This is a genomic window from Microbacterium sp. NPDC064942 (genome assembly GCF_049545525.1).
GTDB classification, from domain to species: Bacteria; Actinomycetota; Actinomycetes; order Actinomycetales; family Microbacteriaceae; genus Microbacterium; species Microbacterium gawkjiense.
In genome coordinates, this window is the sequence record NZ_JBMWDR010000006.1 from 189,607 (window position 1) to 215,899 (window position 26,293).

At 71.3% G+C, this 26,293-nt stretch carries 29 protein-coding genes, 2 pseudogenes and 1 riboswitch; of the genes and pseudogenes, 13 read left to right on the top strand and 18 right to left on the bottom strand.

From position 1 onward, the window contains the following. Positions 1–89: 89 nt before the first annotated feature. Positions 90–728, bottom strand: coding sequence for an ECF transporter S component (locus ACPEH2_RS11635; protein ID WP_423718771.1), 639 nt, complete (start codon positions 726–728; stop codon positions 90–92). Then, a riboswitch (TPP riboswitch) is annotated at positions 722–831 on the bottom strand. Its footprint overlaps the gene before it by 7 nt. A gap of 38 nt (positions 832–869) precedes the next feature. Between ACPEH2_RS11635 and ACPEH2_RS11640 the strand changes: the two genes are divergently transcribed. After that, positions 870–2,255 carry a D-alanyl-D-alanine carboxypeptidase family protein gene (locus tag ACPEH2_RS11640; protein WP_423718772.1) on the top strand — a complete coding sequence of 462 codons (1,386 nt, stop codon included), beginning with the start codon at positions 870–872 and terminating at the stop codon, positions 2,253–2,255. Between the two features lie 3 nt (positions 2,256–2,258). Here ACPEH2_RS11640 and ACPEH2_RS11645 read toward each other — a convergent pair whose 3' ends face one another. The 8 genes from ACPEH2_RS11645 to ACPEH2_RS11680 form a co-directional block, all read right to left on the bottom strand. Continuing rightward, the gene (locus tag ACPEH2_RS11645; RefSeq protein ID WP_423718773.1) at positions 2,259–3,191 is read right to left on the bottom strand and encodes a J domain-containing protein; all 933 of its coding nucleotides are present in this window, start codon (positions 3,189–3,191) and stop codon (positions 2,259–2,261) included. 1 nt (position 3,192) lies between these two features. Further along, positions 3,193–4,254, bottom strand: coding sequence for an enoyl-CoA hydratase/isomerase family protein (locus ACPEH2_RS11650; protein ID WP_423718774.1), 1,062 nt, complete (start codon positions 4,252–4,254; stop codon positions 3,193–3,195). A 44-nt stretch (positions 4,255–4,298) separates the two neighbouring features. Further along, positions 4,299–4,775 carry a hypothetical protein gene (locus ACPEH2_RS11655; protein ID WP_253035249.1) on the bottom strand — a complete coding sequence of 159 codons (477 nt, stop codon included), beginning with the start codon at positions 4,773–4,775 and terminating at the stop codon, positions 4,299–4,301. Between the two features lie 72 nt (positions 4,776–4,847). Next, positions 4,848–5,675 carry a uroporphyrinogen-III synthase gene (locus ACPEH2_RS11660; RefSeq protein ID WP_423718775.1) on the bottom strand — a complete coding sequence of 276 codons (828 nt, stop codon included), beginning with the start codon at positions 5,673–5,675 and terminating at the stop codon, positions 4,848–4,850. Positions 5,676–5,859: 184 nt separating this feature from the next. Further along, positions 5,860–6,126 (bottom strand): hypothetical protein, encoded by a 267-nt coding sequence (locus tag ACPEH2_RS11665; RefSeq protein WP_423718776.1) that lies wholly within the window; start codon positions 6,124–6,126, stop codon positions 5,860–5,862. Continuing rightward, entirely contained in the window at positions 6,116–6,526 is a 411-nt protein-coding gene (locus ACPEH2_RS11670) for a phage holin family protein (protein ID WP_423718777.1), read from the bottom strand. The genes ACPEH2_RS11665 and ACPEH2_RS11670 overlap by 11 nt, the downstream gene beginning before the upstream one ends. Next, the gene (locus ACPEH2_RS11675) at positions 6,523–6,939 is read right to left on the bottom strand and encodes a hypothetical protein (protein ID WP_064003418.1); all 417 of its coding nucleotides are present in this window, start codon (positions 6,937–6,939) and stop codon (positions 6,523–6,525) included. The genes ACPEH2_RS11670 and ACPEH2_RS11675 overlap by 4 nt, the downstream gene beginning before the upstream one ends. Positions 6,940–7,027: 88 nt before the next feature. Beyond that, positions 7,028–8,443 (bottom strand): protoporphyrinogen/coproporphyrinogen oxidase, encoded by a 1,416-nt coding sequence (locus ACPEH2_RS11680; protein ID WP_423718778.1) that lies wholly within the window; start codon positions 8,441–8,443, stop codon positions 7,028–7,030. Between the two features lie 51 nt (positions 8,444–8,494). On the opposite strand from ACPEH2_RS11680, the pseudogene ACPEH2_RS11685 reads away from it, so the two are divergent. Continuing rightward, positions 8,495–8,593, top strand: a pseudogene (locus ACPEH2_RS11685) (HhH-GPD-type base excision DNA repair protein); the annotation flags it as partial. Positions 8,594–8,668: 75 nt separating this feature from the next. Here ACPEH2_RS11685 and ACPEH2_RS11690 read toward each other — a convergent pair. Together ACPEH2_RS11690 and ACPEH2_RS11695 are read right to left on the bottom strand one after the other, a co-directional pair. Further along, a complete protein-coding gene (locus ACPEH2_RS11690; protein WP_423718779.1) occupies positions 8,669–8,986 on the bottom strand; it encodes a hypothetical protein in 318 nt (105 codons plus the stop codon). A 5-nt stretch (positions 8,987–8,991) separates the two neighbouring features. Further along, complete coding sequence (locus tag ACPEH2_RS11695) at positions 8,992–9,513, bottom strand: hypothetical protein (protein ID WP_423718780.1); 522 nt, start codon at positions 9,511–9,513, stop codon at positions 8,992–8,994. 143 nt (positions 9,514–9,656) lie between these two features. Between ACPEH2_RS11695 and ACPEH2_RS11700 the strand changes: the two genes are divergently transcribed. Both ACPEH2_RS11700 and ACPEH2_RS11705 read left to right on the top strand, forming a co-directional pair. Continuing rightward, positions 9,657–10,232, top strand: a complete 576-nt coding sequence (locus tag ACPEH2_RS11700) for an HhH-GPD-type base excision DNA repair protein (protein WP_423718781.1) — start codon at positions 9,657–9,659, stop codon at positions 10,230–10,232. A gap of 3 nt (positions 10,233–10,235) precedes the next feature. Beyond that, positions 10,236–10,661 (top strand): DUF1801 domain-containing protein, encoded by a 426-nt coding sequence (locus ACPEH2_RS11705; protein WP_423718782.1) that lies wholly within the window; start codon positions 10,236–10,238, stop codon positions 10,659–10,661. 96 nt (positions 10,662–10,757) lie between these two features. Here the strand turns inward: ACPEH2_RS11705 and ACPEH2_RS11710 are convergent, their stop codons facing one another. Both ACPEH2_RS11710 and ACPEH2_RS11715 read right to left on the bottom strand, forming a co-directional pair. Further along, on the bottom strand, positions 10,758–12,146 hold the full coding sequence (locus tag ACPEH2_RS11710; protein ID WP_423718797.1) for a glycine--tRNA ligase: 1,389 nt from the start codon (positions 12,144–12,146) through the stop codon (positions 10,758–10,760). A gap of 103 nt (positions 12,147–12,249) precedes the next feature. Then, a complete protein-coding gene (locus tag ACPEH2_RS11715; RefSeq protein WP_423718783.1) occupies positions 12,250–12,627 on the bottom strand; it encodes a DUF4870 domain-containing protein in 378 nt (125 codons plus the stop codon). 129 nt (positions 12,628–12,756) lie between these two features. Between ACPEH2_RS11715 and ACPEH2_RS11720 the strand changes: the two genes are divergently transcribed. The 5 genes from ACPEH2_RS11720 to ACPEH2_RS11740 all read left to right on the top strand — a co-directional run bounded on the left by ACPEH2_RS11720 (position 12,757) and on the right by ACPEH2_RS11740 (position 17,436). After that, the gene (locus tag ACPEH2_RS11720; protein WP_423718784.1) at positions 12,757–14,232 is read left to right on the top strand and encodes an SPFH domain-containing protein; all 1,476 of its coding nucleotides are present in this window, start codon (positions 12,757–12,759) and stop codon (positions 14,230–14,232) included. After that, positions 14,229–14,720 (top strand): hypothetical protein, encoded by a 492-nt coding sequence (locus ACPEH2_RS11725; protein WP_423718785.1) that lies wholly within the window; start codon positions 14,229–14,231, stop codon positions 14,718–14,720. Before ACPEH2_RS11720 ends, ACPEH2_RS11725 begins: the two co-directional genes overlap by 4 nt. 78 nt (positions 14,721–14,798) lie before the next feature. Next, a complete protein-coding gene (locus tag ACPEH2_RS11730; RefSeq protein WP_423718786.1) occupies positions 14,799–15,599 on the top strand; it encodes an SDR family oxidoreductase in 801 nt (266 codons plus the stop codon). A 70-nt stretch (positions 15,600–15,669) separates the two neighbouring features. Beyond that, complete coding sequence (locus ACPEH2_RS11735; protein ID WP_423718787.1) at positions 15,670–17,070, top strand: MFS transporter; 1,401 nt, start codon at positions 15,670–15,672, stop codon at positions 17,068–17,070. 96 nt (positions 17,071–17,166) lie between these two features. Further along, on the top strand, positions 17,167–17,436 hold the full coding sequence (locus tag ACPEH2_RS11740; RefSeq protein ID WP_064003430.1) for a hypothetical protein: 270 nt from the start codon (positions 17,167–17,169) through the stop codon (positions 17,434–17,436). A gap of 17 nt (positions 17,437–17,453) precedes the next feature. Here the strand turns inward: ACPEH2_RS11740 and menC are convergent, their stop codons facing one another. Genes menC through ACPEH2_RS11755 form a run of 3 tightly spaced genes read right to left on the bottom strand, consistent with a single transcriptional unit; the run spans position 17,454 to position 20,216 of the window. Next, positions 17,454–18,587 (bottom strand): o-succinylbenzoate synthase, encoded by a 1,134-nt coding sequence (gene menC, locus ACPEH2_RS11745; protein WP_423718788.1) that lies wholly within the window; start codon positions 18,585–18,587, stop codon positions 17,454–17,456. A gap of 21 nt (positions 18,588–18,608) precedes the next feature. Continuing rightward, complete coding sequence (locus tag ACPEH2_RS11750; RefSeq protein ID WP_423718789.1) at positions 18,609–19,304, bottom strand: GNAT family N-acetyltransferase; 696 nt, start codon at positions 19,302–19,304, stop codon at positions 18,609–18,611. An 18-nt stretch (positions 19,305–19,322) separates the two neighbouring features. After that, the gene (locus ACPEH2_RS11755; protein ID WP_423718790.1) at positions 19,323–20,216 is read right to left on the bottom strand and encodes a WcbI family polysaccharide biosynthesis putative acetyltransferase; all 894 of its coding nucleotides are present in this window, start codon (positions 20,214–20,216) and stop codon (positions 19,323–19,325) included. 105 nt (positions 20,217–20,321) lie between these two features. Here ACPEH2_RS11755 and ACPEH2_RS11760 point away from each other — a divergent pair, with 105 nt between their 5' ends. From ACPEH2_RS11760 to purU, 3 genes and pseudogenes are all read left to right on the top strand, one after another. Then, complete coding sequence (locus ACPEH2_RS11760) at positions 20,322–22,037, top strand: long-chain-fatty-acid--CoA ligase (protein WP_423718791.1); 1,716 nt, start codon at positions 20,322–20,324, stop codon at positions 22,035–22,037. Positions 22,038–22,068: 31 nt separating this feature from the next. Further along, positions 22,069–22,545, top strand: a pseudogene (locus tag ACPEH2_RS11765) (MFS transporter); the annotation flags it as partial. 56 nt (positions 22,546–22,601) lie between these two features. Then, positions 22,602–23,480 (top strand): formyltetrahydrofolate deformylase, encoded by an 879-nt coding sequence (purU, locus tag ACPEH2_RS11770; protein WP_064003436.1) that lies wholly within the window; start codon positions 22,602–22,604, stop codon positions 23,478–23,480. 238 nt (positions 23,481–23,718) lie between these two features. Here purU and ACPEH2_RS11775 read toward each other — a convergent pair whose 3' ends face one another. Then, positions 23,719–24,498, bottom strand: a complete 780-nt coding sequence (locus ACPEH2_RS11775) for an SDR family NAD(P)-dependent oxidoreductase (RefSeq protein WP_423718792.1) — start codon at positions 24,496–24,498, stop codon at positions 23,719–23,721. 81 nt (positions 24,499–24,579) lie between these two features. Here ACPEH2_RS11775 and ACPEH2_RS11780 point away from each other — a divergent pair, with 81 nt between their 5' ends. Then, positions 24,580–25,044: a MarR family winged helix-turn-helix transcriptional regulator gene (locus ACPEH2_RS11780; protein ID WP_423718793.1), complete on the top strand. Its 465-nt coding sequence runs from the start codon at positions 24,580–24,582 to the stop codon at positions 25,042–25,044. Positions 25,045–25,155: 111 nt separating this feature from the next. Here ACPEH2_RS11780 and ACPEH2_RS11785 read toward each other — a convergent pair whose 3' ends face one another. After that, positions 25,156–25,959: a MerR family transcriptional regulator gene (locus ACPEH2_RS11785; RefSeq protein ID WP_359919617.1), complete on the bottom strand. Its 804-nt coding sequence runs from the start codon at positions 25,957–25,959 to the stop codon at positions 25,156–25,158. Positions 25,960–26,293 lie beyond the last annotated feature (334 nt).

Genomic DNA, 26,293 nt, shown 5'->3' on the forward strand with positions numbered 1-26,293 from the left:
GTCGACGTCCGCGACGGCCGGTCGGCGGCGGCCCGCGTAGCGCCACCCCCAGCCGCGTGCGCGGAGTCCGGCCGGGCGGGACCCGGTGGTCAGACCTCGTCCGCCTGTTCTCGACCCGAGGCGAACCGGCTGAGGGCACCGGTCTTCGCGAGAGCCCGGACGAGCAGCCAGCCCACGACACCGGCGAGCACGACGCCCGAGACGATGATCGTGCCGAGGTAGATGAGGTTGAACTCGAGCGTCTTCAGGATGTTCGGGGTCGAGCCGAAGAACAGTTCGAAGATCCACGCGGCGACGCCCGCGCCGACGCCGGCGAGTGCGGCCACACCGATGCCGAAGCGGCGGTAGAGGAACACCGCGAAGATGAGCTCGGCGCCGAGGCCCTGGACGAGGCCCGACAGCAGCGTCGACGGGCCCCAGATGTTGCCGATCGTGGCCGAGACGGCCGCAGCGACGACCTCGACGAGCAGCGCGGCGCCGGGCTTCCGGATCACGAGACCGCCGATGACACCGCCGATGAGCCAGATGCCGACGGCGAAGCCGCCGAGGCCGGGGGTCGCGGCATCCATCACCTCGAACCAGCCGTAACCGACCCCGTTCCAGAACCAGAACAGCAGGCCCACCGCGACGCCGAGGACGGCGGCGACGACGATGTCGACGACACGCCAGCGGTAGCGGTTCGGCGACGTGGTGGTCCGGGTCTCGGACGTGGACGCGACAGCGTGCATTTCTCTCTCCTCCCTGCGCCGGCATGATCCGGATCAGGTTCGACGGTCGAAGCGTGGATCGCTTCCTCTCAGCCCGGCTCACCGGACTCCCGTGGTTGTGCGTCGAGTATAGCCACAGGGAGAGCGCGCTACCGTTGTCCGGTGACCGTGGACGACGCCGATTCCCGCACGCGCCGACGCCGGCGCGGTGCGACGCCTGCATCCCCTGCCGCCGATCACCGTGCGCTCGGGTGGGTCGACGAGGAGGGACGTCCGGTGAGCGCCTCCCAGGCTCAGCCCGCGACCTTCGAACTGCTGCCGCCCGAGCGTCGGCGGCGCGGCATCCCGCTCGCCGTCCTCGGCATCCCGGCCCTCGCCGTCCTGGCGGTCGTGACGGCCTACACCAGCGCCATGCTGCTCTGGCCCTTGAACAACGTGACGCCCTCGGCGACGACGACCGACGCCGCCGCTCTGACGGGGGCGCCGAGCGCGATCGCGTGGCCCGCCGAGGGCGAATCCGCCGTCGGCATCACCGGGTTCGCTGCCGCGGCCTCGTCCGAGACGCCGGCGCAGATGGCGAGCACGACCAAGCTGGTGACCGCCCTCGTCATCCTCGACCAGACGCCCCTCGCCGTCGGCGAGCAGGGTCCCGAGTACGCGTTCACGTACGCCGACCGCCTGGAGTACTGGGACTACGTCGGGCAGAACCAGTCGGCGCTCAACGTCCCCGACGATGGCTCGCTGACCCAGTACCAGATGCTCCAGGGCATGCTCATCGCCTCGGCCAGCAACTACGCCGACCGTCTCGCGACCGACGCGTTCGGGTCCGTCGAGGAGTACGTCACCGCCGCGAATGCGTGGCTCGCCGAGAACGGGCTCGACGGCATCACGGTGACGGATGCCTCCGGCTACGACCGCGGCAACGTCGCCACCCCGGCGGCCATGGTCGCCCTCGCCGAGGAGGCGCTCGCCAACCCCGTGATCGCCGAGATCGTCGCCACGGAGACCGCGGAGCTGCCCGGCGCGGGCGAGTTCGAGAACACCAACGCCCTGCTCGGCACCGACGGCGTCGTGGGTCTGAAGACCGGCAGCTACGCGGGCTACTACAACCTCGTCGCCGCGCGGACGGTCGACCTCGGCGGCGGCCCCACGGCGCTGTTCGCCTCCGTGGCCGGCGCACCGACGGACGGCGCCCGCGTCGACGATACCGAAGCCCTGCTCGACGCCGTCGCGCAGGAGGCGTCCGTCACCTCCACCCTCCCCGCCGGCACGGTGGTCGCCGAGGTCACCACGGCCTGGGGCGCGAAGACCACGCTCGTCACCGACGAGGACGCCGAGCTGCACCTGTGGAACGGGGCGACGGCAACGGCCGAGGCATCCTTCGACATCGAGGCGGATGCCGCGGCCGGAGCGGATGCGGGCACGCTCGTCCTCTCGGGGCCGGCCGACCAGGTCGAGCTGCCGGTGAGCGTGAAGACCGCGATCTCCGGCCCCGACCCGTGGTGGCGCCTCACGCACCCGATGCAGCTCGTGGGCGGCGGCGACTGAGACTCAGGCGAAGCGGACGGTCTGCTGCAGTCGCGTCCGCACGTCGAAGAGCTCGTTGCCGCCGATGTCGCGCGCACCGCTGACGCCGCGGCGGAGGACCGTCGCGAGGACGCTGCGGGCGACGACGGCGACGGGCAGACCCTTCACCTTGCCGAGTTCCTCCACCGCCGTCGCGACGTCGTCGTCGGGGAGGACGACGAGCGCGGCGCTGAACCGCACCTTCGCCGCACGGCCGAGCGCGCGCGCCGCGAGCACGAGCTGCGCGACGGGAGCGCCGACGACCGCGTCGCCCTCGAGTTCGCCGCGGCGGGTGCGCACCGGCGCGCCGAAGTCCTCCGACAGCACGGCGTAGAGGCCGCTCGGCCCCAGCACGATGTGGTCGAGCTTCACGTCCGGGTTCCGCGCATCGGCCGCCACGTCGTGCCACACGGTGTACCCCATGCCGAGCTCGGCGACGATCCGCGCCGTCGCCTCCTCGGCGAGCGCATCCGCGAGCAAGCGTCGCACCTCGTGCGGTGCGCTGCGGACGAGGGCGGGATCGTACGGGTCGGCGAGGTCCACCCCGCGACCCGCCCACTCGCGGATCAGGTCGAGGTACCGCTCGCGACGCCAGCCGCCGGGCTGTCCGAACGAGCGGGCGCGCGGCCGGGTGTCGGCCTGCCGGGCAGGGGGCCGCCACATCGGGGCCGACGTATCCGGGCCGTACGAGGCGGTCTCGCCGAAGCCGTGGCCGCGGTCGTACGCCGCGCGGGCCTCGGCGGTCCCCACGAGCTCCCACGCGCGCTGCACCTGCACGAACTGCGCGGCGTCGCCGCCGGTGTCGGGATGCGTCTGCCGCAGACGCAACCGGTAGGCCTTGCGCAGGTCGTCGTCGCTCGCGTCGGCGGCCACGCCGAGGACCTCGTACGCCGACGCGGAGAGGGGACTGTCGAACACGTCAGCTCCAGAGGGGGACGCTCGGGCGGAACGCGAGCGCGGTGTCGGCGGTCTCAGCGGGGACCTCGTGCAGGCGGGCCGGCTGCCAGCGCGGCGCCCGGTCCTTGTCGACGAGTTGCGCGCGGATCCCCTCGACGAGGTCGGGCTGGGTGCGGCCGAACCATTCGACGAGCGCGTACTCCTGCGCCAGGGCCGCGCGCAGGTCCGGCAGCCCGCGTGCCGAGCGCACGGCGGCAAGGGTGACGGTCAGCGCGGTCGGAGCCTGGGTCTCGAGCAGGTCCGCCGTGGCCGCGGCATCCGCTTCGGGGCGCTCGCGAAGGCGGGCGATGATCTCGGCGACCGTGTCGGCGGCGAACGCGTCGTCGATCCACGCGCGCGAGGCGGCGAGACGACCGGGTTCGGGGGTCTCGTCGAACAGCATCGCGATCTCGGTCGGTGTGTCCGGGTCGGCCCGCGTGACGAGGGCGTGCCGCACGTCGCCGAGGCGGTCGGCGGGCACGAGGTGGTCGGCGAATCCGGCGTGGATCGCGTCGGCGGCATCCATCGTCCCGCCCGTCAGGGCGAGGTACTCGCCGAGCCGTCCCGGCGCGCGGCCGAGCAGCCACGACCCGCCCACGTCGGGGGTGAAGCCGATGCGGGTCTCGGGCATCGCGAGCCGGGAGCGCTCGGTGACCAGGCGCACCGAGGCGTGCCCCGCCAGGCCGATGCCGCCGCCCATCGTCACGCCGTCGGCGAAGACGACGACCTGCTTCGGGTACTCCGCGATCCTCGCGTTCAGCGCGTACTCGTCGCGGAAGAACGCCATCGCCGCCTCGGCCTCGCCCGCCAGGATCTGCTCGCGCAGCGCGCGCACGTCGCCGCCCGCGCAGAAGCCCCGCTCGCCCGCGCCGTCGAGCAGGATCAGGCGGATGTCGGGGTGATGCTCCCACGCGTCGAGCGCGTCGGCGATGCCGCGGATCATGCCGTGGTCGACGGCGTTGATCGCCTCGGGCCGGTTCAGCGTGATGCGTCCGACGCTCCCCTCCGCACGGACGAGCAGACGGGATGCGGCGGGTTCACTCACCCCGGCAACGTTACCGGCCGGATCCTCGGTGCCGGCCGAGCGCGTCAGGCCTGCGCCGGCCGTGGCGCCCGGCGACGCGGCGCCCGCACGGGCCCGTCCGCCGCGGCATCCGGTCGCTGCACCGGGATCTCCGTCGTCACGAGCTCGACGACGTCGACCGGCTCATCGTCGGCTTCGAGGCGCAGGGCCTGGACGAGGGCGAGCCCGTGTCGCGTGGTGATGACGAGGCGCTGGAACTCGGGGTCGCCGTCGAGGTCGATCACGACCGAGGGGCGCCGCCGCCGCACGAGCACGAAATCGTCGCCGCCGGCGGAGCGCCACCGCCCCATCGCGACGGTCCGCGGGATGACGGTGCCGGGGGTCGGCACCCCGCGCAGCCAGGTCCACGGGTCGTCGACGAGCTGCACCTTCGCGATGTGGGTGCGCTCGACGCGGACGGCGTCCTTGCGGAACGACAGCGCACGCTCGGTGGCCGAGAGCGCGACCTCCAGTCGCGACGAGTCGAGCAGCAGCGTCACCATGGGATCAGTCTGCCAAACGCGTCCCGTACGACGGATGCCGCATCCGCAACGATCCGGTCTCGGCCATCCGCCTCAGCCCTGGATGCGGGGGAACGAACCGGTCGGCGGGGCGAACTCGTCGATCGCGTGCGGCAACGGGAACTGGGCCACGGCGGCGATGAGCCCGGCGACCGTCTGCTCCTTCGCGATCACGCTGACCCCCAGCCCGGCGCGGCGGGCGTCCTTCGCCGTGCGGGGACCGATCGCGGCGATCACGGTGCCCGCCGGGATCTCGGGGAACTGCTCGTGGACCTGTTCGGCGACGGAGCCACTGGTGACCAGGATCGCGTTGATGCGCCCGGAACGGACGTCGGTGGCCACCTTCTCGGTGACCGGCACCCCGACGGTGCGGTACGCCACGACACTGCGGACGTCGTGACCCGCCTCGACGAGCAGCCGCGTCAGGACCGGCTTGGCCAGTTCGCTGCGGAGCGTCAGCACGCGCATGGGCTTCGGCTCGAGAGCGATGAGCTGCGCCGCCATCCCCGCAGCCGAGTTGTCGTCGTCGGGGACCAGGTCGACGCGGTAGCCGACGGCGCCGAGCGCCGCGGCGGTCGTCTCACCCACGGCGGCGACGCGGGTGGTGGGAGGGATGACCGCACGGTAGGCGTGGAGGACGTCGACGGTCGTCGAACTCGTGAGCGTCACCCAGTCGAAGGCGCCCGACGCGAGGTCGCGGAGCGCCGATTCGAGGTCGGTCGGGTCCTCGGACGGGGCGAAGTTGATGAGCGGCGCGATCACCGGCGTCGCACCCTGCGCGCGCAGCGCCGCGGCGACGCTGTCTCCCCAGGGACCCCCGCGCGGGACGAGCACCCGCCAGCCCTTGAGGGGCTTCGGTGCTGCCGCAGCAGGTGTGTTCATGGTTCGACTCTCGTGTCGGCGGTGGCCGCCCCCGAGCGAGACGGCCGACGCTCAGCGGAGGGATGCGCGCAGATGCGCACGTTCGGGACCCTGTCGTCGGCAGCATCTGCACCATCGCCGCTGCCTGCTCCGAGCATACCCCCGGTCGTCAGCGACGTCGCGGCGACGGGGTCCGCCGCACCGATCAGCGCGTGTACAGCCGGACGGCACCCCAGACGACGAGCCCGATGGCGGCCGCGACACCGACCGCGGCGACGACGGCACCCGAGGGGTTGCGGTCCGCGAACTCGCGGGCCGAGACCTGGGCGCGCCGCGTGGCGCGGGCGGCCCGCTTGGGGACGTTCGCCTTCTCCTCGATCGCGGCGAGCGCGGCCTTCAACTCGGCGCGCGCACGCTCGACGGGGTCCGTGATGCCGAGCGGAACGGCGGTGCGGGGCACGTCAGAACTCATCGGCCACTTCCTTCACGATTCGGGCGTCGGTCGACAGGGCCTTCGCGGGGTTCTCACGGTTCTTCATGCGCTTGATCCGCAGCATCCCGAGGATCCCGAAGATCACCACGAGCAGCAGACCGAGCACGACGAGGATGAGCGCCGCCAGCCAGGGCGCCATCCACGAGGACAGACCGATGACCGTGAAGGCACCGATCGCCGGGAGGGTCCAGAACAGGACGAACAGCGCCAGGACGAACCAGAGGCCGACGACCCCGGCATCCTTCCCGGTCCGCGTCGCCCAGGCCTTCGCGGCGTTGATCTCGGCGACGATGAGGTTCTTGACGAGCTCGGGGAGCTCACCGAGGAGACCGAGGAGGCTGTCGTCACCCCGGTCGCGGAATCCGCGAGGCGTGCTCATGAGGCGGACGAGGACTTCTTGGTGCCGGTGCCGGACGAACGCTTCGCGGTGCCCGAGCCGGTCGACCGCTTCGCGGAGCTCGACACGGCGTCGGCGGTCGTCTCGGCGGCATCCTTCACGTCGTCCGCAGCGTCCTTCGACGCGTCGAGGGCGGCGTCGAGCTTGTCGCCCGCGGTGCCCTTCGTGGTGGCGGCGCGGGTGATCTTCACCGCGCTGCTCCACAGCACGCTCGGCAGGGCGAAGGCCGCCGACTTGCCGAACTCGCCGACCTTGTCGACCTGCTTCTGGACGGCGGGGGTGTTGTAGACGCGCAGGTACGCGTCCTTGATCTGCTCGTAGCGCTGGCGGCCCGCACGAGCCCCGAGCACGTAGCCGGCGGTGAGCCCGACGACGATTCCGATCTTGCCCTTCATGGCGATTCCTCACGTTCGAAGCGATGTGATGCCGAGGACCCAGCGTAACGGCGCATTCCGTTCGCGGCATCCACCCTTGACAGGCGGCTCAGGTGGAGGCAGCCTGCCCGCCCGCGTGCCACAGCAGGCCGGATCGGATGCGCTCCGCTTCGTCCTTCGCATCGGCGACGACGCGCGTGAGGCCGGTGCCGTCGACCCACGCGCCGACGACGCCGAGCCGCTCGTCCTGCCGGACGGCGCGGCGCACCTCGTCCCGCGCGGGTGACAGAGCGGAGGACGGCAGCGACCGCGACCAGCGGGCGCGGTGCGTCCCGCGCACGGTGCCCAGGTCGACGCCGAGCAGCTCGGCGGCGGCGGCGGTGGACGCGGCGATCGCGTCGCCGTCGCCCAGGTCGCTCGCCGGTGTCGTCACCCGGACGATGTGCGGCTCGCCCGCAAAGTGCGGCCAGGTCGCCGTCGCGTGCACGACCGCGATCGCCGCCGCGGCGCCCGGAGCCGCGTAGACGGCGTGACCGCGCGGGCGGGCGTCGAGGGCGGGGGCATCGAGGACGAGCGTCACGACGTCGACGTCGTCGGGCGAGAGGACGGCGCCGTCGATGCCGGGCAGGTGGGGCGCGAGCAGTCGCCGAGCGGGCCCCTCGGGGGTCGCGACGATGACCGCGTCGACGTCGAGCGTCTGCTCCTCGTCCTCCGCCGTCCACGTCACGGTCCAGCCGTCGTCGGTACGCCGCAGCCCGGTGGCCGCGGTTCCGGTGCGGACGTCGACCTCGAGGTCGGCGAGGCGCTGCGCGATGGCGTCGACGAAGACCGACATGCCGCCCTCGATCGTGGCGCGCGAGGGGCCGGCGTCGCCGTCGGGCAGCTGCTGCGCGACGGCGCCCGAGAGCGAACCGGTGCGCGTGAGCGCGGCGTTCAGGCCGCGGGCTGCCCGGTCGACGTCGACCTCCTCGGGAGGGACGCCGTGGATGCCGAAGGTCAGCGGCGCGACCATCCGCTCGAGGACCCGCGGACCCATCCGGCTCTCGACGAGGGCCCCGAGGCTGCGCTGGGCGCCGATCGTCAGCGGCGGCCGCAGCCGGTCGACATAGGCCCGCCAGGTGCCCGACCATCCGATGATCCGGCGCACGCGGGCGTCGAAGGGGTTGGCCGGGATGCCGAGGATCGACGCATCCGGCAGCGGTGCGACCCCGTGAGGGCCGGCGACCCAGGTCTCGCCCTCGCGTGCGGGCACGACCGCGTCGCGGAGGCCGAGGTCGTCGAGGAGCTCCTGCAGGGCACCCGGAGCGACGCGGAAGCCGTCGGCGGCGACATCGACCCGCCGGCCGTCGAGCTCGGCGGACGCGACGATGCCGCCGAGTCGGCCCCCCGCCTCGAACAGGGTCACCCGGATGCCGAGCTTGGCGCACTCGAGCGCTGCGACGAGCCCGGCGACACCGCCTCCGACGACGGCGACGCGCGCACGTCGCGCCTGCGAGATGAGATCGGGGGCGGCCGCGGCATCCATGGTGTCCATCCTCCCCCACCCCGCGCGAGCCGAGAGTGGGAACATGGACGCATGGCCCTCCACATCACCGGCGACGAGGCTGCCGACGCGCTCCTCACCGACGAACCGCTCGCCCTCCTGATCGGCATGCTGCTCGACCAGCATGTTGCCTAACCATGCGCAGGTGGCCATCGACGCCCGTACAACATACGAGTTCCCAGTCGACGCCTCCAAGCGCGCGCTAGCTCATCGAATATTGTTCTCTGGGTGCGTGATGCCCCATTGCCGCCGGGTCGTGGACGTTGGCCACCGGTGGATATCACCCAAGCACTCAAGGATCTCCTCCTCAGAGGCAAACCCCGTCGTGTACCCGTAATAGATCTTGAGCGGCTTCCCTCCGTCGCGGCGGACAGCGACCATGTAGTTCCTTCCAGGCGTCCACTCAAAACGATCGATGGAGATCGCCTCGGTTACACGACGCAGAAGCGGAAGGTTGGCGTCGGGAAGACCGCGTCCGAGCCATGCTGATCCGATCGAATACCACGTCTTCACGTTCTTCGTCATGTCCTCTAACCTTCCGAATGCTGCGCCATGAGGCGCGCTTGCTTGAGGACATCGGCATACTCCTCTACCGACAGCCCCGGATCGTGCTCCTTCAGGTTCATGTCTCGAAGCCCGTACATCCGGTCCCCGGTCCCCGGGTCGATGACGTGACTCTGCCATCCCACCGGGAAACCAGAGGCTCCCCCCTTACCCGCGAATCGGTTGATCTTCCCTCGGATACTGTCCGCATCTCGAAGGTTCAGCCGCTCGACAATCTCGCTCGCGGAAACAAGGCCGGGGGCGGCGTCGATCCACATGTTCCAGATGACACGCTCCGAGGGATTCAACAGTCGCCACCATCGAGACGCAGCTCCAACGAAGTCACCGCTTTCAGCGTTCACGCTGACCCCGTATGACGTGGCCTTCTCCTGAGCCCCTGCCAGCGAGCCTCGATCGTGCGCGCCGTCGCTCCAGTCCGCGAACCAACGGTAGAAGTCGCTTACGCGCTCCACGGGCACCGGTACCGTAACCTCCTGCATTTCACTCATTTGCCGCTCCTCTCATATGGAACAATATGACATATATCGCACATATGTCAATGTGTCCGATATCAGTGCAGCATCTCGGCTCATGTCTACGAGTGCACAGGATTCAGGGCAGCCTACGGCGGCGAAGGTGGGACCATGGAGTCATGGCCCTTCACATCACCGGAGACGCTGCCGCCGACGACCTGCTCACGAACAACCCGCTGGCGCTGCTGGTGGGCATGCTGCTCGACCAGCAGATCGCGATGGAGACGGCCTTCGCCGGGCCGCTGAAGATCCGCGATCGCACGGGCGGGCTCGACGCCGCCGGCATCGCCGCCGCAGACCCCGAGGAGTTCGCCGCCGCGTTCGGTCAGACCCCGGCCGTGCACCGCTTCCCCGGGTCGATGGCCGGTCGCGTGCAGGCGCTGTGCCAGGCACTCGTCGACGAGTGGGGCGGGGATGCCGCTGCGCTGTGGACCGAGGGCGACCCGGACGGCGCGACCGTCCTGAAGCGGCTGAAGGCACTGCCGGGTTTCGGCGATCAGAAGGCGCGGATCTTCCTCGCGCTCCTGGGCAAGCAGTACGGCTTCACGGGAGCCGGCTGGCGCGACGCCGCCGGCGCCTACGGGGAGGAGGGCTCGTTCCGCTCCGTCGCCGACATCGTCTCGCCGGAGTCACTCGCGAAGGTCCGCGAGCACAAGCGCGCCGCCAAAGCCGCCGCGAAGGCCGCGAAGGGCTGACCCGTGGAGCGCACGGGGCGGGACGTCGGCGAGTTCGTCGCGCAGGTCACGCCCGCGACGCGCCGCTCGGATGCCGAGACCCTCGTCGCGCTGCTGCGGGAGCTCACCGGGCGCGAGCCGCAGATGTGGACCGGGTCGATCATCGGCTTCGGCGCCTGCCGCTACCGCTACGCGACCGGCACCACGGGCGAGATGCCGCTGCTCGGCTTCTCGCCCCGCAAGGCCGCCACGACGATCTACCTCGACCGGGCGGACGCGCACACGGAGGCGCTCGCGAGGCTCGGGCCGCACACGACGGGCGCCGGCTGCCTCTACGTGAAGGACCTCGCGGCGGTCGACGGGACCGTGCTGCGCGGCATCCTCTCCGACACCCTGCGCCGGGTCGTCGACGACGAGCTGCCGGGCGCGACGATCACCGTCCTCGACTGACCGGCCCTTCGCGGGACGGAACGCATCTCAGCGCTTCCGCGCACCCGCCGAGCGTTCGACGAGCACCGCGACGATCCGCACCGCGCCGCGCCCGACTCAGGCGCCGCGGAGGCGCGGAGCGAGGTAGGCGTGCAGCTCGGTGAGGGCCACGCGCTCCTGCGCCATCGAGTCGCGGTCGCGGATGGTCACGGCGTCGTCGTCGAGCGAGTCGAAGTCGACCGTGACGCAGAACGGCGTACCGATCTCGTCCTGGCGGCGGTAGCGGCGGCCGATCGCGCCGGCGTCGTCGAAGTCGACGTTCCAGCCGTTCGCGCGCAGGTCGTCGGCCACCTTGCGGGCCAGCGGTGACAGGCGCTCGTTGCGGCTGAGCGGCAGCACCGCCACCTTGACGGGCGCGAGGCGCGGGTCGAGGCCGAGCACCGTGCGGGTGTCGGTGCCGCCCTTCGCGTTCGGCACCTCCTCCTCGCGGTACGCGTCGACGAGGAACGCCATCATGGCGCGGGTCAGACCGAACGACGGCTCGATGACGTACGGGACGTAGGTCTCGCCGGATGCCTGGTCGAAGTAGGTGAGCTTCTGCCCGGAAGCCTCGATGTGGCTCGACAGGTCGTAGTCGGTGCGGTTGGCAACACCCATCAGCTCGCCCCACTCTTTACCCGCGAACCCGAAGCGGTACTCGACGTCGATCGTGCCGGCGGAGTAGTGCGCGCGGTCCTCCTCGGGCACGTCGAACTGGCGCATGTTCTCAGGGTCGATGCCGAGGTCGATGAACCAGTTCCAGCAGGCCTGCACCCAGTGGTCGAACCACTCGCCCGCCTCGGCCGGGGGCGTGAAGAACTCGATCTCCATCTGCTCGAACTCGCGCGTGCGGAAGATGAAGTTGCCGGGGGTGATCTCGTTGCGGAACGCCTTGCCGACCTGGCCGATGCCGAACGGCGGCTTCTTGCGGCTCGCGGTGAGGACGTTCGAGAAGTTCACGAAGATGCCCTGCGCCGTCTCGGGACGCAGGAAGTAGAGGCCGCTCTCGTCGTCGACGACACCGAGGTAGGTCTTCACGAGACCCGAGAACGACTTCGGCTCGGTGTACTGGCCCTTCGTGCCGCAGTTCGGGCAGGGCACGTCGCCGAGACCGTTCTCGGCCTTGCGCCCCTTGCGCGCCTCGAAGTCCTCGATGAGCGTATCCTCGCGGAACCGCTTGTGGCATTGCAGGCACTCCACGAGCGGGTCGGTGAAGGTCGCGACGTGACCCGACGCCTCCCAGACGCGCTTGGGGAGGATGATCGACGAGTCGAGCCCGACCATGTCGCCGCGACCGCGGACGAAGGTCTGCCACCACTGCTGCCGGATGTTCTCCTTCAGCTCTGTGCCGAGGGGACCGTAGTCCCACGCCGACCGCGACCCGCCGTAGATCTCGCCCGCCTGGAAGACGAACCCGCGGTGACGGGCGAGGGCGATGACTTTGTCGAGGCGGGACTGCTCGGCCACGGTGGCTCCAATGGTCGTCGTGAAGAGGGTGCGCGAGGGCGCGGACGCCGCGACACGCGGCATCCCTCAGTCTATCCGGGCCCGTTCCGGCGCTCGACGAGGGTCAGGAGACGAAGCGGATGCTGAGGGGCGGCGTGTACCACTGCCCCTGGCTCGCCTTCACGGCCGCAACGATCTCGATCACGAGGGCGTAGACGCCCACCGCGAGCAGCAGCAGGAAACCGATTCCGATGAACGACAGCGGGATGCACACGAACACGGCGATCAGCACCGTGAGCTGGAAGTTCAGGGCGGCGGCGCTGTGGGCGCGGATGAACGGCCCCCGGTCGCGCAGCACGAGGTAGACGACGAGCGCGCCCACGAACGAGAGGAAGATGCCGCTCAGGTGGGTCAGCGTCGCCCACAGCTTCTCGTCCTCGGGACGCAGCGGCGGCGCGACCGGGTACGGCTGCGCGGGCGGCGGGGGCGGCGGCATCGTCATGGCGCCAGCGTAGGGGCAGGGGCGGGATGCCGCGAACCTCGTCACGCGGCTGGAGTAACCGATACGTTCGACGTGGGCACGTTCGCCGTGCCACACGAAGGACATCGAGACTCACGGGGGAACTCACGTATGGATGCACTCATCGCGGGAGGCGCGTTTGTGGTCGGCGGCATCATCGTCGTCGCCGTCATCGTCTTCATCATCATCTTCATGGTGGTGCTGCGCGCCTGGTACAAGGTCGCGAAGGCCGACCAGGCGCTCGTCATCGTCGGCCGCAATCAGAAGAACGCGGCGGGTGACTCGTCCCGCATCTCGGTGATCACCGGCGGCGGCGCCCTGGTCAACCCGCTCACGCAGCGCGCCGAGATGATCTCGCTGCGCGCGCGCCAGATCAAGATGGAGCCGACGGCCCAGGCATCCAACGGCGTCACCGTGAACGTCAGCGGTGTCGCCCTCGTCAAGATCGGCTCCGACCCCGAATTCGTCCGTCGCGCGGCCGAGCGCTTCCTCTCGCAGGACGGCGCGATCGAGCAGTTCACCACCGAGCAGCTCGAGGGTGCGCTGCGCGGCGTGGTCGCGACCCTGACCGTCGAGCAGCTCATGAAGGACCGGCAGAAGCTGTCGGACCAGATCGCCGAGGGCATCAAGAGCGACCTGCTCGCCCAGGGCCTCATCCTCGACTCGTTCCAGATCCAGGGCGTCACCGACAAGAACGGCTACATCGACGCCCTCGGCGCCACCGAGGTCGAACGCGTGCGCCGCGAGGCCGAGGTCGCCCGCATCAACGCGGCCCGCGAGGTCAAGGCGCGTCAGATCGCCACCGACGAGGCGAACCTCGTCGAGCAGACCGCGTACGACCGCAACACTGCCCAGGCCTCCGCCGAGGTCGGCCGCGCCCGCGCCGAGGCCGAGCAGGCCGAGGCCCTCGCCCGCGCCGAGCGCGAGCAGGCCGTCCTCCTGCAGCAGGCCGAGAACCGTCAGGCCCAGCTCGACGCCGACGTCAAGAAGGTCGCCGACGCGTCGCTCTACGAGCGCCAGCGCTCGGCGGACGCCGACGCATACACGCAGGTCAAGGCCGCCGAGGCCCGCGCGCAGATCGCGGCCCAGGAAGCCGAGGCGACGCGCCTTCGCGCCCAGGCCGAGGCCGACGCGATCCGGCTCGAGGGTGAGGCCCGCGCCGAGGCGATCAAGGCCGAAGCCGCGGCCATCGCGCAGAACCAGGAGGCACTGCTCGCACAACGCGCGATCGAGGCCCTCGTGCCGCTCATGACCGAGTTCGCCCGCGGCTTCGACAAGGTCGGGTCGATCACGGTCCTCGGCGGCGAGGGCGCGTCGAGCCACATCGCCGGCGAGAGCGCCTCAAGCATGCGCGCCACCTTCGACGCCGTTCAGGCGGCGACGGGCATCGACCTGCGCGGCATCATCCAGGGCCAGGCCACCGGCCGCGGCATCGCCCAGGGGCTGCAGCAGGAGCAGGACGCGCAGGCTTCCGCCCCGCTGCGCCGCCGTGCGTCGGCGGAGCCCGCGGCGCCGGTCGCCGAGTCCGCGACCGCCCCGGCCGCCGAGCCGGCCGCGCCCGCCGCGCCGTCCCCGGACGCCGTGTGACCTCAGCCGAGGGGGCCAGGTCGCTCGTCGTCGACGAGCACCTGGCACCCCGACTGGCGCGCGGGTTCCTGCGCTGGCAGCTTCGTCGCCCGTCGTGGATCCTGCTCCTGAGCGTGACCGCCGTCGTCGTGGCGCTGAGCGTGTTCCTCACCGCGACCGGCAGCGACGGCGCCGCGTGGGTGGGCGTCGCGCTCGTCGTCCTCATCAGCGCGACGGTCATCGTGTCGTGGGTGGCGGTGCGATCCTCCATCCTCCGGGCGTACCCGGTCGGCTCCGTCGCCACCGCGACCCTCACCGACGACGCGCTGCACGCCACGTCGGCGCTGGGAACGAGTGAGATCCGGTTGACGGCGTTCCGCAGGGTGGATGCGGTCGGCGACGCGCTCCTGCTGAAGGTCGGCTCGTGGGCCGGCGGGGTCGCGGTCATGCCGCGTGCACTGCTGTCCGAGGAAGAGGTCAAGCGGCTGCAGGCGGCTGCGGGGCGCTGACGCGGACGGGTGTTGCGGGGCGGCCCGCCGCTGTCAACCCCGCCCCCTGTCCGCGGCGCGGTCCGTAGCGTCGGCGGCATGACCTTCACCCCTCGCCGCGCCATCGTGACCGCCTCCGACTCCGGCATCGGACGGGCGACCGCCCTCGCCCTCGCCGACGCCGGCATGGACGTCGGGGTCACGTGGCACTCCGACCAGGAGGGCGCCGAGGAGACCGCCGCCGAGGTGCGCCGCCGCGGCCGGAACGCCGTCGTCGCCCAGTTCGACGCGACCGACCTCGACTCGGTGCCCGGCGTCATCCGCGGCCTCGCCGCCGAGCTCGGTGGGCTGGACGTCTTCGTCAACAACGCCGGCGGCGGGACCGGCGGCCCCTTCCTCGAGATGGACATCGAGGGGTGGCGTCAGGTCGTCGGCCTCAACCTCGACGGCGCGTTCGTCGGGATGCACACGGCGGCGACGCTGATGGCGCATGCCGGTCAGGAGGGACGCATCATCGCGGTGACGAGCGTGCACGGCTCGCAGCCGCGGGTCGGGTCGGCCGCGTACGTCGCGTCGAAGCACGGCCTCGAGGGCCTCGTGAAGACGATGGCGCAGGAACTCGGCGCGAAGGGCATCACGGTCAACTCGGTCGCCCCCGGCGAGATCGCGACACCGATCAACGACATGGATGCCGAGGACGCCGAGAACACGCATCGCCCCGGCATCCCGATCCCGCGTCCGGGTAAGCCGGAGGAGATCGCGGACGTGATCGCCTTCCTCGCGTCGCCGGCGTCGTCGTACGTCACCGGGGCGACGTGGGTCGTCGACGGCGGGATGCTGCAGATGGGGCCGCAGGCCGGGTCGCACCTCGAGTCCGACGCCTGGCGCAGCGCGGGCTGAGCGCGTCCGGCAGCGCGCGCCGCGGATAGCCTGAAGGGATGGCCCGGACGACAGACGCAGACTGACCCGGATGCCACGACAGGGCGCGATCGTCGCGGTGCTGGCGATCGCGGGTCTCGCGTCGTCGTTCATGTTCACCCTCGTGGTGCCGATCCAGTCGAAGCTGCCCGAGTTGCTGAACGCGAGCCGGGAGGACACGGCGTGGGTCGTGACGGCGACCCTGCTGGCCGCGGCCGTCTTCACCCCGATCGCGGGGCGCCTCGGCGACATGTACGGCAAGCGCCGCATCGTGCTGGTGCTGCTCGGCCTGCTCATCGTGGGTTCCGTGATCGCCGCCCTCTCCCCCGGGATCGGCGGCGTGATCGTCGGGCGTGCGCTGCAGGGTGCCGTGACGGGTGTCGTGCCGCTCGGGATCTCGATCATGCGCGACGTGCTGCACGAGGACCGGGTGGATGCCGCGATCGCCCTCATGTCGGCGACGCTCGGTGTCGGCGGCGCGGTCGGCATGCCGGTCAGCGCGATCATCACCGAGACGAGCGACTGGCACGTGCTGTTCTGGATGGCCGCGGGGCTCGGCGCGGTGGTGTTCGTGCTCGTCGCCCTCATCGTGCCGCCGAGCGTCCTGCGCACGGCGGGACGCTTCGACTTCGCCGGCGCCGCCGGGCTCGCCGTCGGCCTCACCGGTGTGCTGCTCGCCGTGTCGCGCGGCAACGAGTGGGGCTGGACGTCGCCCGCGACCCTCGCGCTCGGCCTCGGCGGGGTCGCGGTCCTGCTGCTGTGGGGCTGGTTCGAGCTGCGCATCCGCGAGCCGCTCCTCGACCTGCGTGTCGCCGCGCGGCCGGCCGTGCTGCTGACGAACCTCGCCTCGGTGGCGATGGGCTTCTCGCTGTTCGGCTCGAACGTGTCGTATCCGCAGATGCTCGAACTGCCGGCATCCGTCGGCGGATTCGGGCTCACCCTCTTCCAGGCCAGCCTCATCGTCATGCCCGCAGGCCTCGTGATGATGATGCTGTCGCCGTTCTCGGGACGCCTCGCCCGCACGATCGGACCGCGCGTGCTGCTGATCATGGGCGCGAGCGCGCTGATCGTGGCCTACGCGTACTCGCTGCTGTGGGCGTCGGAGGTGTGGCACATCCTCGTTGCGAACCTGCTCATCGGCGTGGGCATCGGGTTCGGGTACGCCGGCATGCCGATGCTCATCATGCGCTCGGTGCCGCAGAGCGAGACGGGTGCCTCGAACGGGCTGAATGCGCTGTTCCGCTCGCTCGGCACGTCGATCGCGGCGGCCGTCGTCGGCGCCGTCCTCGCAGGACTGTCGACCGTGCAGAACGGGGTCGCCGTACCGACCCCCGCCGCCTTCCAGGTCTCCTTCGCGCTGGGACTCGGCGCCGCCGTCGTCGCGCTCGGCGTCGCCCTGTTCATCCCGCAGCGACGCGACCCGCACGAAGCGCACCCCTCGCTGCCGCGCTGACAAGGCGGCGCCGAGACAAGAGCGGGTGCACTAGCACGCCGCACGATTCGGGACAGCCCCATCGCGGCATCCGACGCCTCAGGGGAGGATGGATCCATGTCCTACGCCACCGAACGCCGCTCGAACCCGACCGCCTGGGCCGCCTTCTGGGTGGGGCTCCTCGGCCTCATCCTCATGCCGATTCCGGCCTTCATCGGGCTGATCCTCGGCGGCGGACTGTCGCTCATCGCGGCCGTGCTCGTCGTCATCGCTCTGCTGAAGGGTCTCGCCCGGCGGGGGAAGGGCATCGCCCCCGTCGTCTTCGCGGGCATCTTCGTCCTGCTCACCTGGGGTGGGATCTCGCTCGGCGGCGGCATCTGGTGGTGACGCCCGCCTGAGCGCCCTCAGCGCCGCAGCGTCTCGCGCGCCACGGTGAACCGCTCGAGCGCGTCGAGGTCGACCTCGACGCCCAACCCGGGACCGGTCGGTACCCGCACGTGCCCGTCCTCGAGCACGGCTGGCTCCGTCACGATGTCCTCCGTGTAGAACCGAGCGGATGCCGAGACGTCGCCCGGCAGCGTGAACGCAGGGTGCGCGGCGAGCGCCGCGTTCGCGGCACGTCCGATGCCGGTTTCGAGCATGCCGCCGCACCACACCGGGATCCCCGCCGCCTCGCAGAGGTCGGCGATGCGGAGCGCCTCGAGGTAACCGCCGACGCGGCCCGCCTTGACGTTGATCACGGTCGTCGCGCCGAGGGCCAGCGCGTCACGCGCGGCCTTCACCGAGGTGATCGACTCGTCGAGGCAGATCGGGGTCTTCAGCTGCTGGGCGAGGGCGGCGTGGTCGACGATGTCGTCCTCCTGCAGCGGCTGCTCGATGAGCAGCAGACCGAAGCGGTCGAGCTGCGCCAGGGTGTCGGCGTCGGCGAGGGTGTAGGCGGAGTTCGCGTCGACCTGCAGCGGGATCTCGGGGAACGCGGAACGCACGGCATCCGTCTCGGCGATGTCGCGACCGGGCTTGATCTTGATCTTGATGCGGACGTACCCCTCGTCGAGGTAGCCGCGGACGGTCTCGACGAGCGCCGCCGGGTCGGATTGGATGCCGACGCTCACCCCCGACGGGATCGTCGCCGCCGTGGCGCCGAGGTACGACGCGAACGAGCGTCCCTCGGAGCGCAGCGCCGCGTCGAGGACGGCGAGCTCGAGACCGGCCTTCGCCATGCGGTGGCCGACGAACGGATCGAGCGTCGGGGCGACCTGCTCGGGAGCGAGCTCACCGCGGTGCAGCAGGGCCGGGCCGAGCCAGCGGGTCGCGACGTCCCAGGCGCCCTGCGTGTACTCGCTCGAGTAGACTGGCGCGCTCTGCGTGACGATCTCGCCCCAGCCGTCGCCCGCGTCGGTCCGCGCGCGCACGACGATGACCTCGCGATCGGTCATGGTCCCGAACGACGTCGTGAACGGCGCGACGAGCGGGATGCGCAGGACCCGCAACTCGATTTGGTCGAGGCGGACGGATGCGGCGGGCTGGGCGAGCGGCATGGGCTCAGGCTACGCGCGGCGTCACGGCCGGACGAAGAGGTAGCCCTCGCCGGTGCGGAACCCGCCCACGACGAGACCCGCGTCGAGCTGCGCCCGGAACGCGGCGCGCACCTCGTGGCGCGCCCGGGCCGCGGCATCCGGATCCGTCCGACGGAGCGCCTCGACGTCGGTCGGGACCGCGACGATTGCGACCACCTCGGCTGCGTCGGGCGTGGGCTCCGGCGAGGCGAGGTGCCACGCGACGTGCAGCCGGTCGCTCTCGTCGCCGCTGTTGATCGCGTCGCCCATGTCGCCGTAGTGGTCGACGAGGTAGTCGGTGACCCGCGCGCCGAGGACCGCGAGGTTGAAGTGCGCGTTGCGGGCGATGAGCGGGTCGAAGGTCCAGGTGATCGTGCCGACCTCGCGCGCGAACGCCCACTCGCGCTGGTGCGCCTTCAACGCCCGCCCGATCCCCCGCGCCTGCGCATCGGGGAGCACACCCGTGACGTGGGAGTGCATGCTGCGGGATGCCGGGGGCCCGAAGAACGCCGCCGACGCCGCGATCATGCGGTCGCCGTCGTACACCCCGACGACGTAGTTGCCGGAGTGTTCGAGAGCCCGCAGCAGGTTGGGCGGCATCCCGCCGTCGGGCGAACCCCAGACAGCTTCGAACACGCCGCTCGCGGCGACCATCTCGTCGATCGTGTGCAGTTCGCGGATGTCGAGCCCGTCAGCCATGCCGCCACGCTACGCCGATCAGCGGCGCCAGCGCTCCAGCGTGGGCCGCAGCCGGTCGACCGCGCCGCGGACGAATTGCGGGTGCTCCCGGTACCAGGCGAGGTGCGCGTCGCGGACCTCGGCGGGGTCGACGCGTCGCCCGTCGACCGTCCAGTCCGGGACCGCGTCGGCGTCGAGACCCCACGCGTCGATCACCCAGTCCTCGCGCGGCGCGTGGACCGCGTTCAGGAGGGGTCGGCCCGGGTCGCGCGCGGCACCGTCGCGGCCGAGCGCACGCAGGATCCGGTCGCCGAGCGCGAGGATCACCCCGTTGCCCGGATGGTTCACCGTGCGGACGAGGTCGAACCGGGGCTCGGCGAACAGATCCGACGCCGCGACGTCGAGGGTCTCCTCGCGCCGGCGGAGTTCGGCGAGCGAGGCGGCGGCCTCGGCGCGCACGCCGTCGGGGTCGAGCCGCTCCCGCACCGGCGCCCCGGCCGCCAGCGCGAGCGTGCGGACGTCGTGGTACGCGACGAGCGGCGGCGTCTCCTCGACGCCCGGCACGTGCAGCGCGGCCTGGAAGGGGTGCAGGCCGGTGAAGCGGACGATCGGGAACGTGACTGCCCGGCCCGACGGCGGGAGGGATGCCGCGAGCTGCCGCGTCCCCAGGGGAAGCCCGTGGTAGTCGTCCTTCACCGGCTGCGCGATGAGCGCCGCGGCGCCCGCGACCACCTCGTGCAGGCGGCGGGTCGCGGCGGCATCCAGCAGGTACACGGGAGGGACGCGCACGAGCGGCAGCTCGTCGGAATCGAGGACGAGGCGCACCGATTCGGCCTGGCAGTTGCCGACGACGACCCCGTAGTCCGTGCGGGGCAGGTCGCCGAAGAAGCGGGCGTCGTGGTCCCGGGGGGCGGGGTGCGCATCGGTGATCATCGCTCGAGCGTCGCAGGCCGCATCCGTCGCCGCGACCGCTTGCGCGCGTGCCCCTCGCGAGCAAGGGGCACGCGCTCGCCACCTCCGCTGCTTAGGATCGTCGCCGTGCACCTGAACGAGACCCGCGCCTGGAACCGCTTCTACGCCGCCGGCACGCCGGTCGACATCGAACCCGTCACGGGCTCGCTCGTCGACCTGCTCGAGCAGCGCGTCGCCCAGTACGGCGAGCGCGACGCGATCGCGTTCTTCGGCCGGACGGTGACCTACGACGAGCTCGGGGCGCGGGTCGCGCGCGTCGCCGAGGGCCTGCGGAAGCTCGGCGTCGGCGCCGGCGACCGCGTCGCGCTGATCATGCCCAACGCCCCGCAGCACGTCATCGCGTTCTACGCGGTGCTGCGGCTCGGTGCCGTCGTCGTCGAGCACAACCCGCTCTACACGCGGGACGAGCTCGAGGTGCAGTTCCGCGACCACGGCGCGCGCACCGTCATCGCGTGGGACAAGGTGGCGCCGCTCGTGCAGTCGCTGCCGGCCGAGCTCGGCATCCGCGACGTCGTCTCGGTCGACGTGACCACCGCGATGCCGCTGACGACGCGGATGCTGCTGCGCCTCCCCGTCGCGAAGGCCCGGGAGTCGCGCGCCAAGCTCACGGGCGCCGCACCCGGGACTATCCCGTTCGGGCGGCTCGAGAACTCTCCCGCCCTGGCCGCGAGCCATCCGCGGCCGAGCCGCGACGACCTCGCCTGCCTGCAGTACACCTCGGGGACCACCGGGGCGCCGAAGGGCGCCATGATCACCCACGGCAACCTGTGGGCCAACGCTCGCATGGGCGCCGCGTGGATGCCCGACTTCCGACACGGCGAGGGCAGCATCTACGGGCTGCTTCCCATGTTCCACTCGTTCGGGCTGCTGCTGTCGGTCATCTACTCCGTCGAGACCGGGTCGCGCGCCGTCCTGTTCCCGACGTTCGACCCTGAACTGGTGGTGGATGCCGCGAAGCGGTTCCCTCCGACGTTCATCCCCGCCGTCCCGCCGATGTTCGACCGGCTGGCCCGGGTCGCCCGCGACGGCGACCTCGACCTGAGCCGCGTCGTGTATTCGATCTCGGGTGCGATGACCCTCACGCCCGCGGTCGTCTCGCGCTGGGAGAAGCTCGCCGGCAGCATGCTCAACGAGGGGTACGGCCTCACCGAGACGAGCCCGATCGCCCTGGCCAACCCGTTCGACGAGTCGCGCCGCATCGGGGCCATCGGCATCCCGTTCCCCTCCACCGACATCAAGGTCGTCGACCCGGAGGAACCGACCCGCGAGGTGGCGCAGGGAGAGACCGGCGAACTGCTCATCCACGGGCCGCAGGTGTTCGCCGGCTACTGGAACCGCCCCGAGGAGACGGCGGCGACACTGCTCGAGGGCGGCTGGGTGCGCACCGGCGATCTCGTGCAGCAGGACGAGGACGGCTTCGTCACGGTCGTCGACCGCACGAAGGAGCTCATCATCACGGGCGGCTTCAACGTCGCCCCGTCGGAGGTCGAGCAGGTCGTGACCGGGACGCCGGGCGTCGCCGAGACGGCGGTCGTCGGCATCCCCCGCGGCGGTGGCGCCGAGGTCGTCACGGCGGTCGTCGTCTTGGAGGACGGTGCCGCCTTCGACGAGGCCGCCGCACGCGAGCTGGCTCGTGAGCGGCTCGCGGAGTACAAGCGGCCGACGACCTACGTCGTCTGGGAGGAGCTGCCGAAATCCCTCATCGGCAAGGTGCTCCGTCGTCGCGTGCGCGACACCCTTGTCGCCGACCGGCACGCGACGCGCGCCGCTGACGCGGACTGATACACCCGCGCGGGGTGCGACACAACCTCGGGTGCAGTCGATCAACCCGGTGTTCATCATCCTGCTGGCGGGCGTGTTCACGGCCGTCTGGTCGAAGCTCGGCTCGCGTCAGCCCTCGACCCCGGTGAAGTTCGCGCTGGGTGTCGCCGTCATGGGTGTCGCGTTCCTGCTCTTCCTGCCGTTCGCCGGTGGCGGGGCGAACTCGACGCCGCTGCTGGCGATCGTCGGCATCCTGCTCGTCTTCACGATCGCGGAGCTGATGCTCTCGCCGGTCGGCTTGTCGGCGGCGACGAAGCTCGCGCCGGAGCGGTTCCAGACGCAGATGGTCGCGCTGTTCTTCCTCTCGGTGTCGCTCGGCACCGCGATCGCCGGTCAGCTCGCGACGCTGTACGACCCGACGAACGAGGTGCCGTACTTCGCGACGCTCGGCGGGATCTCGATCGCGATGGGCGTGCTGCTGCTCGTCTGCGTGAAGCCGGTGCTGTCGCTCATGAAGGGCGTGCGCTGACGGATGCCGCGCGTCACGCGGTCGGCATCCGTCATCTCACAGGGCAGAATCGAGGGATGACGTCGCCCGCCCCGCAGCTCCACCCCGACCACGCCTGCCTCATCGTGCACGGCAAGGACAGCCCGGGGATCATCGCCGCCGTCTCGGCGATGATCACGCGGATCGGCGGCAACATCGTGCAGTTCGACCAGTACTCCGACGACCCCCGGGGCGGCGCGTACTTCCAGCGCGTCGTGTTCCACCGGCCCGGCTTCGGTGCGCAGCGCCCCGCGATCGAGGCGGAGATCGCGGAGACCCTCGCCCCGTTCGAGCTCGAGTGGTCGCTGACGGACCAGTCGGTGCCCAAGCGCATGGCGATCCTGTCGTCGAAGCAGGACCACTGCCTGCTCGACCTGCTGTGGCGCAACCGTCGCGGCGAGCTGCCCACCAGCATCCCGATGGTCATCTCCAACCACACGTCGTCGGCGGAGGACGTCCGCTCGTTCGGGGTGCCGTTCTTCCACGTGCCGTCGACGCCCGGCCCCGACAAGTCGGCGTCCGAGGCGAAGATCCTCGAGCTGCTGAAGGGCAACGTCGACTTCGTCGTGCTCGCCCGGTACATGCAGATCCTGTCGCCGGAGTTCCTCGAAGAGCTCGCGGTGCCGGTCATCAACATCCACCACTCGTTCCTGCCCGCCTTCATCGGTGCCGAGCCGTACCGCAAGGCCAAGGAGCGCGGCGTGAAGCTCATCGGCGCGACGAGCCACTACGTCACCGGCGACCTCGACGAGGGCCCGATCATCGAGCAGGACACGATCCGCGTCACGCACGCCGACACGACCGCCGAGCTCGTCCGCCGCGGCGCCGACGTCGAGCGCCAGGTGCTGTCCCGCGCGGTGCGCTGGCACTCCGAGGACCGCGTCATCCGCCACGGGAACCACACGATCGTCTTCTGACGCGGGGCGCGGGGGCCGGGGGCCGTTCCGGGGACGCGATTCGTCGCTCGGACGGCGCGCACGCGACAGTTCGCGGCCCTGGAATGCGCTGCCCGGGTTCCGGGGACCCGACTCGTCGCGCGGGCGACGGCGAGGCGACAGTTCGCGTCCCTGGAACGTGCGCTGACCGGGTTCCGGGGACGCGACTCGTCGCGCGGGCGGCCTGCACGCGACAGTTCGCGTCCCCGGAACGCCGGGGTCACAGCATCCCGGTCAGCACCCCCCCGTCGGCGCGGAGCGCGGCGCCGTTGATCGCCGACGCACGCGGACTCGCCAGGAACGCGACGAGCGCCGCGATCTCCTCGGGTCGGATGAAGCGCTGCAGCAGCGTCGTCGTGTTCCGACCGATGACGGATGCCACGACGGCGTCGGCCGGCACGCCCTGCGCCGCCGCGATCGACTCGATCACGGTCGCGACGCCGTCCGAGTATGTCGGCCCGCCGAGCACGGTGTTGACGGTGACCTGCGTGCCCCGCGTGAGTTTCGCGAGGCCGTTTCCGAGTGCGATCGTCGCCGCCTTCGAGACGCCGTACGGGATCATGTCGGCCGGGACGTTCACGCCCGACTCGCTCGCGATGAAGAGAATGCGGCCCCACCCGCGCTGGAGCATGCCCGGCAGCACGCGGCGCGAGAGGCGGACGCCGGCGGTCAGGTTCACGTCGAGGTATCGCTGCCACTCCGCGTCGTCCGCGTCGGCGAACTCATTCAGCCCGAACGCGCCGGCGTTGTTGACGAGGATGTCGAGCTCGGGAAGGCCGGCGAGCGCCGCCGGGTCGGCGACGTCCCCGGGCGCGACGCTGACGTCTGCTCCGGGGACGAGTGCGCGGAGCCGATCCGCAGCCGCGTGCGTGCGGGGGGCATCCCTCCCGTTGAGGATGACCGCGGCGCCTTCGAAGGCAAGTGCTTCGGCGATCGCGAAGCCGATGCCTTGCGTCGAACCGGTGATGAGAGCGCGCGTGTCACGCAGCTGGAAGTCCATGGATGATGCCTTTCACTTGACTGAGCAAGTGACGGTAGCCCGGATCACTTGACTGAGCAAGTCATGACATAGGCTCGGAAGGTGGCTGCGGACGACGACCTCTCCCCCGACGACCTCGAGACCTGGTCGTCGCTGGCGACGCTGCTCGAGTGGCTGCCCGCGGCGCTGGACGCCCAGTTGCAGCGGGATGCCGCACTCACGCACTTCGAGTACGGCATCCTCTACGCCCTGTCCCGCGCCGAGGACGGGCGGCTGCGGATGAGCACGCTTGCCGGGTACGCCCACAGCTCGCTCTCGCGCTTGTCCCGCGCGGCGACCCGCCTCGAATCGCGCGGATACCTCCGCCGTGAGACCGACCCCGCGGACGGCCGTTACACCCTCGCGATCCTCACGGATGCGGGGGCCGAGGTCCGTCGCGCGGCGGGCCCCGGCCACGTCGATCTGGTGAGACGCGCGGTGCTCGACCGGCTCACCGCCGCGCAGCAGAAGCACCTGCGGACGATCACCGCCCGCATCCTCACCGGCCTCGGCGATGAGCCCGGGTAGAGCGCGTGACGCAGGCCCGAGCCGCCTGTCGGGAGCTTCCAGGGACCCGAATCGTCGTCGTCACCGCGACCGCGCGACAATTCGCGTCCCCGCAGCACGACCGCCGGATACTCAGGCCACGGGCTGCTGCAGATCGACGATCCAGCGCGAGCCGGGACCGTCGTAGGGCGTCTGCTCGTAGATCTCGCGTGCCGGGCCGTCGAACCGCAGCCCGCGGCGCTCGATCTCGGCGACGAGCGCCTGCCACGCGGCCTGAATGCCGCTGAGGTCGGCCGCGTCGAAGCGGGTGGAGACGGCACGCGGATGCCGCGGCACCACCGCGCGCTCGAGTTCATCGGGCACGGGCGCATCGCCGATCTGCTCCGCCGCCGCGGCGATCATGCCGTCGTCGACCGTCGTGTAGACGGCGACGCCCGGACCGACGCGCGTCGCACCGGCGGCCTCGATCAGCGCGCCGACTTGCTGGAACATTCCGCTGATCTCGCCTTCGATCTGGGACATCTCGTCGACCTTCGCCGACAGCTGCACGATCGTCAGCTCGGGCAGCGCAGTCTCGGTGTACTCGGACATGGGATTCTCCTTCTCGATCGATCGGAGTCTCGTCTCGACCTCGTGCAGGCGCTGCCGGTCCGCATCGATCTGGGCCGCGAGCTCGACCCGCCGCTCGCGCAGGAGCGCGGCGACCTCGCTCGACGACATTCCGTCGTCGAGCATGCGGCCGACCTGCTCCAGCGTGAAGCCGAGGTCCTTCAGCGCGACCAGTCGATTCGCGCGGTCCAACTGCGACGCGCCGTAGGAGCGGTACCCCGAGAAGGGGTCGACCCTCTGCGGACGCAGCAGACCGAGCCGGTCGTAGTGACGCAGCATCCGCACCGAAACGCCGGCGAGGCGGGCGAACTCTCCGATACTCAACATGGTGATCCCAGGCCACAGTCTGACACCGTGAGAGGGTCAAGCCCCGGCGGATTCAACCGAGTGCGCCTCGTTCGTTGTGACGCTCTGAGCACCTCGTGCAGAGGCTGCCACCGAACCCTGCTCTTGCGGCCGCCGACGAACTGCCTGGCCGCGCAGAGCCGGAAACGATCGTTTTCGGCAGGCCGGCCGAAACTAGGTTTCATGTATGGCCCTGATCAAACGACCGCACCCCGACCGGTTGAGCCGCCCCCTTCATTCGGTCCGGACGTTCTGTGAGTCGTCGGTTTCCATTTGATGGGTGCACTGTCGAGCGTACTCGGCTGGGGGTAGGTAG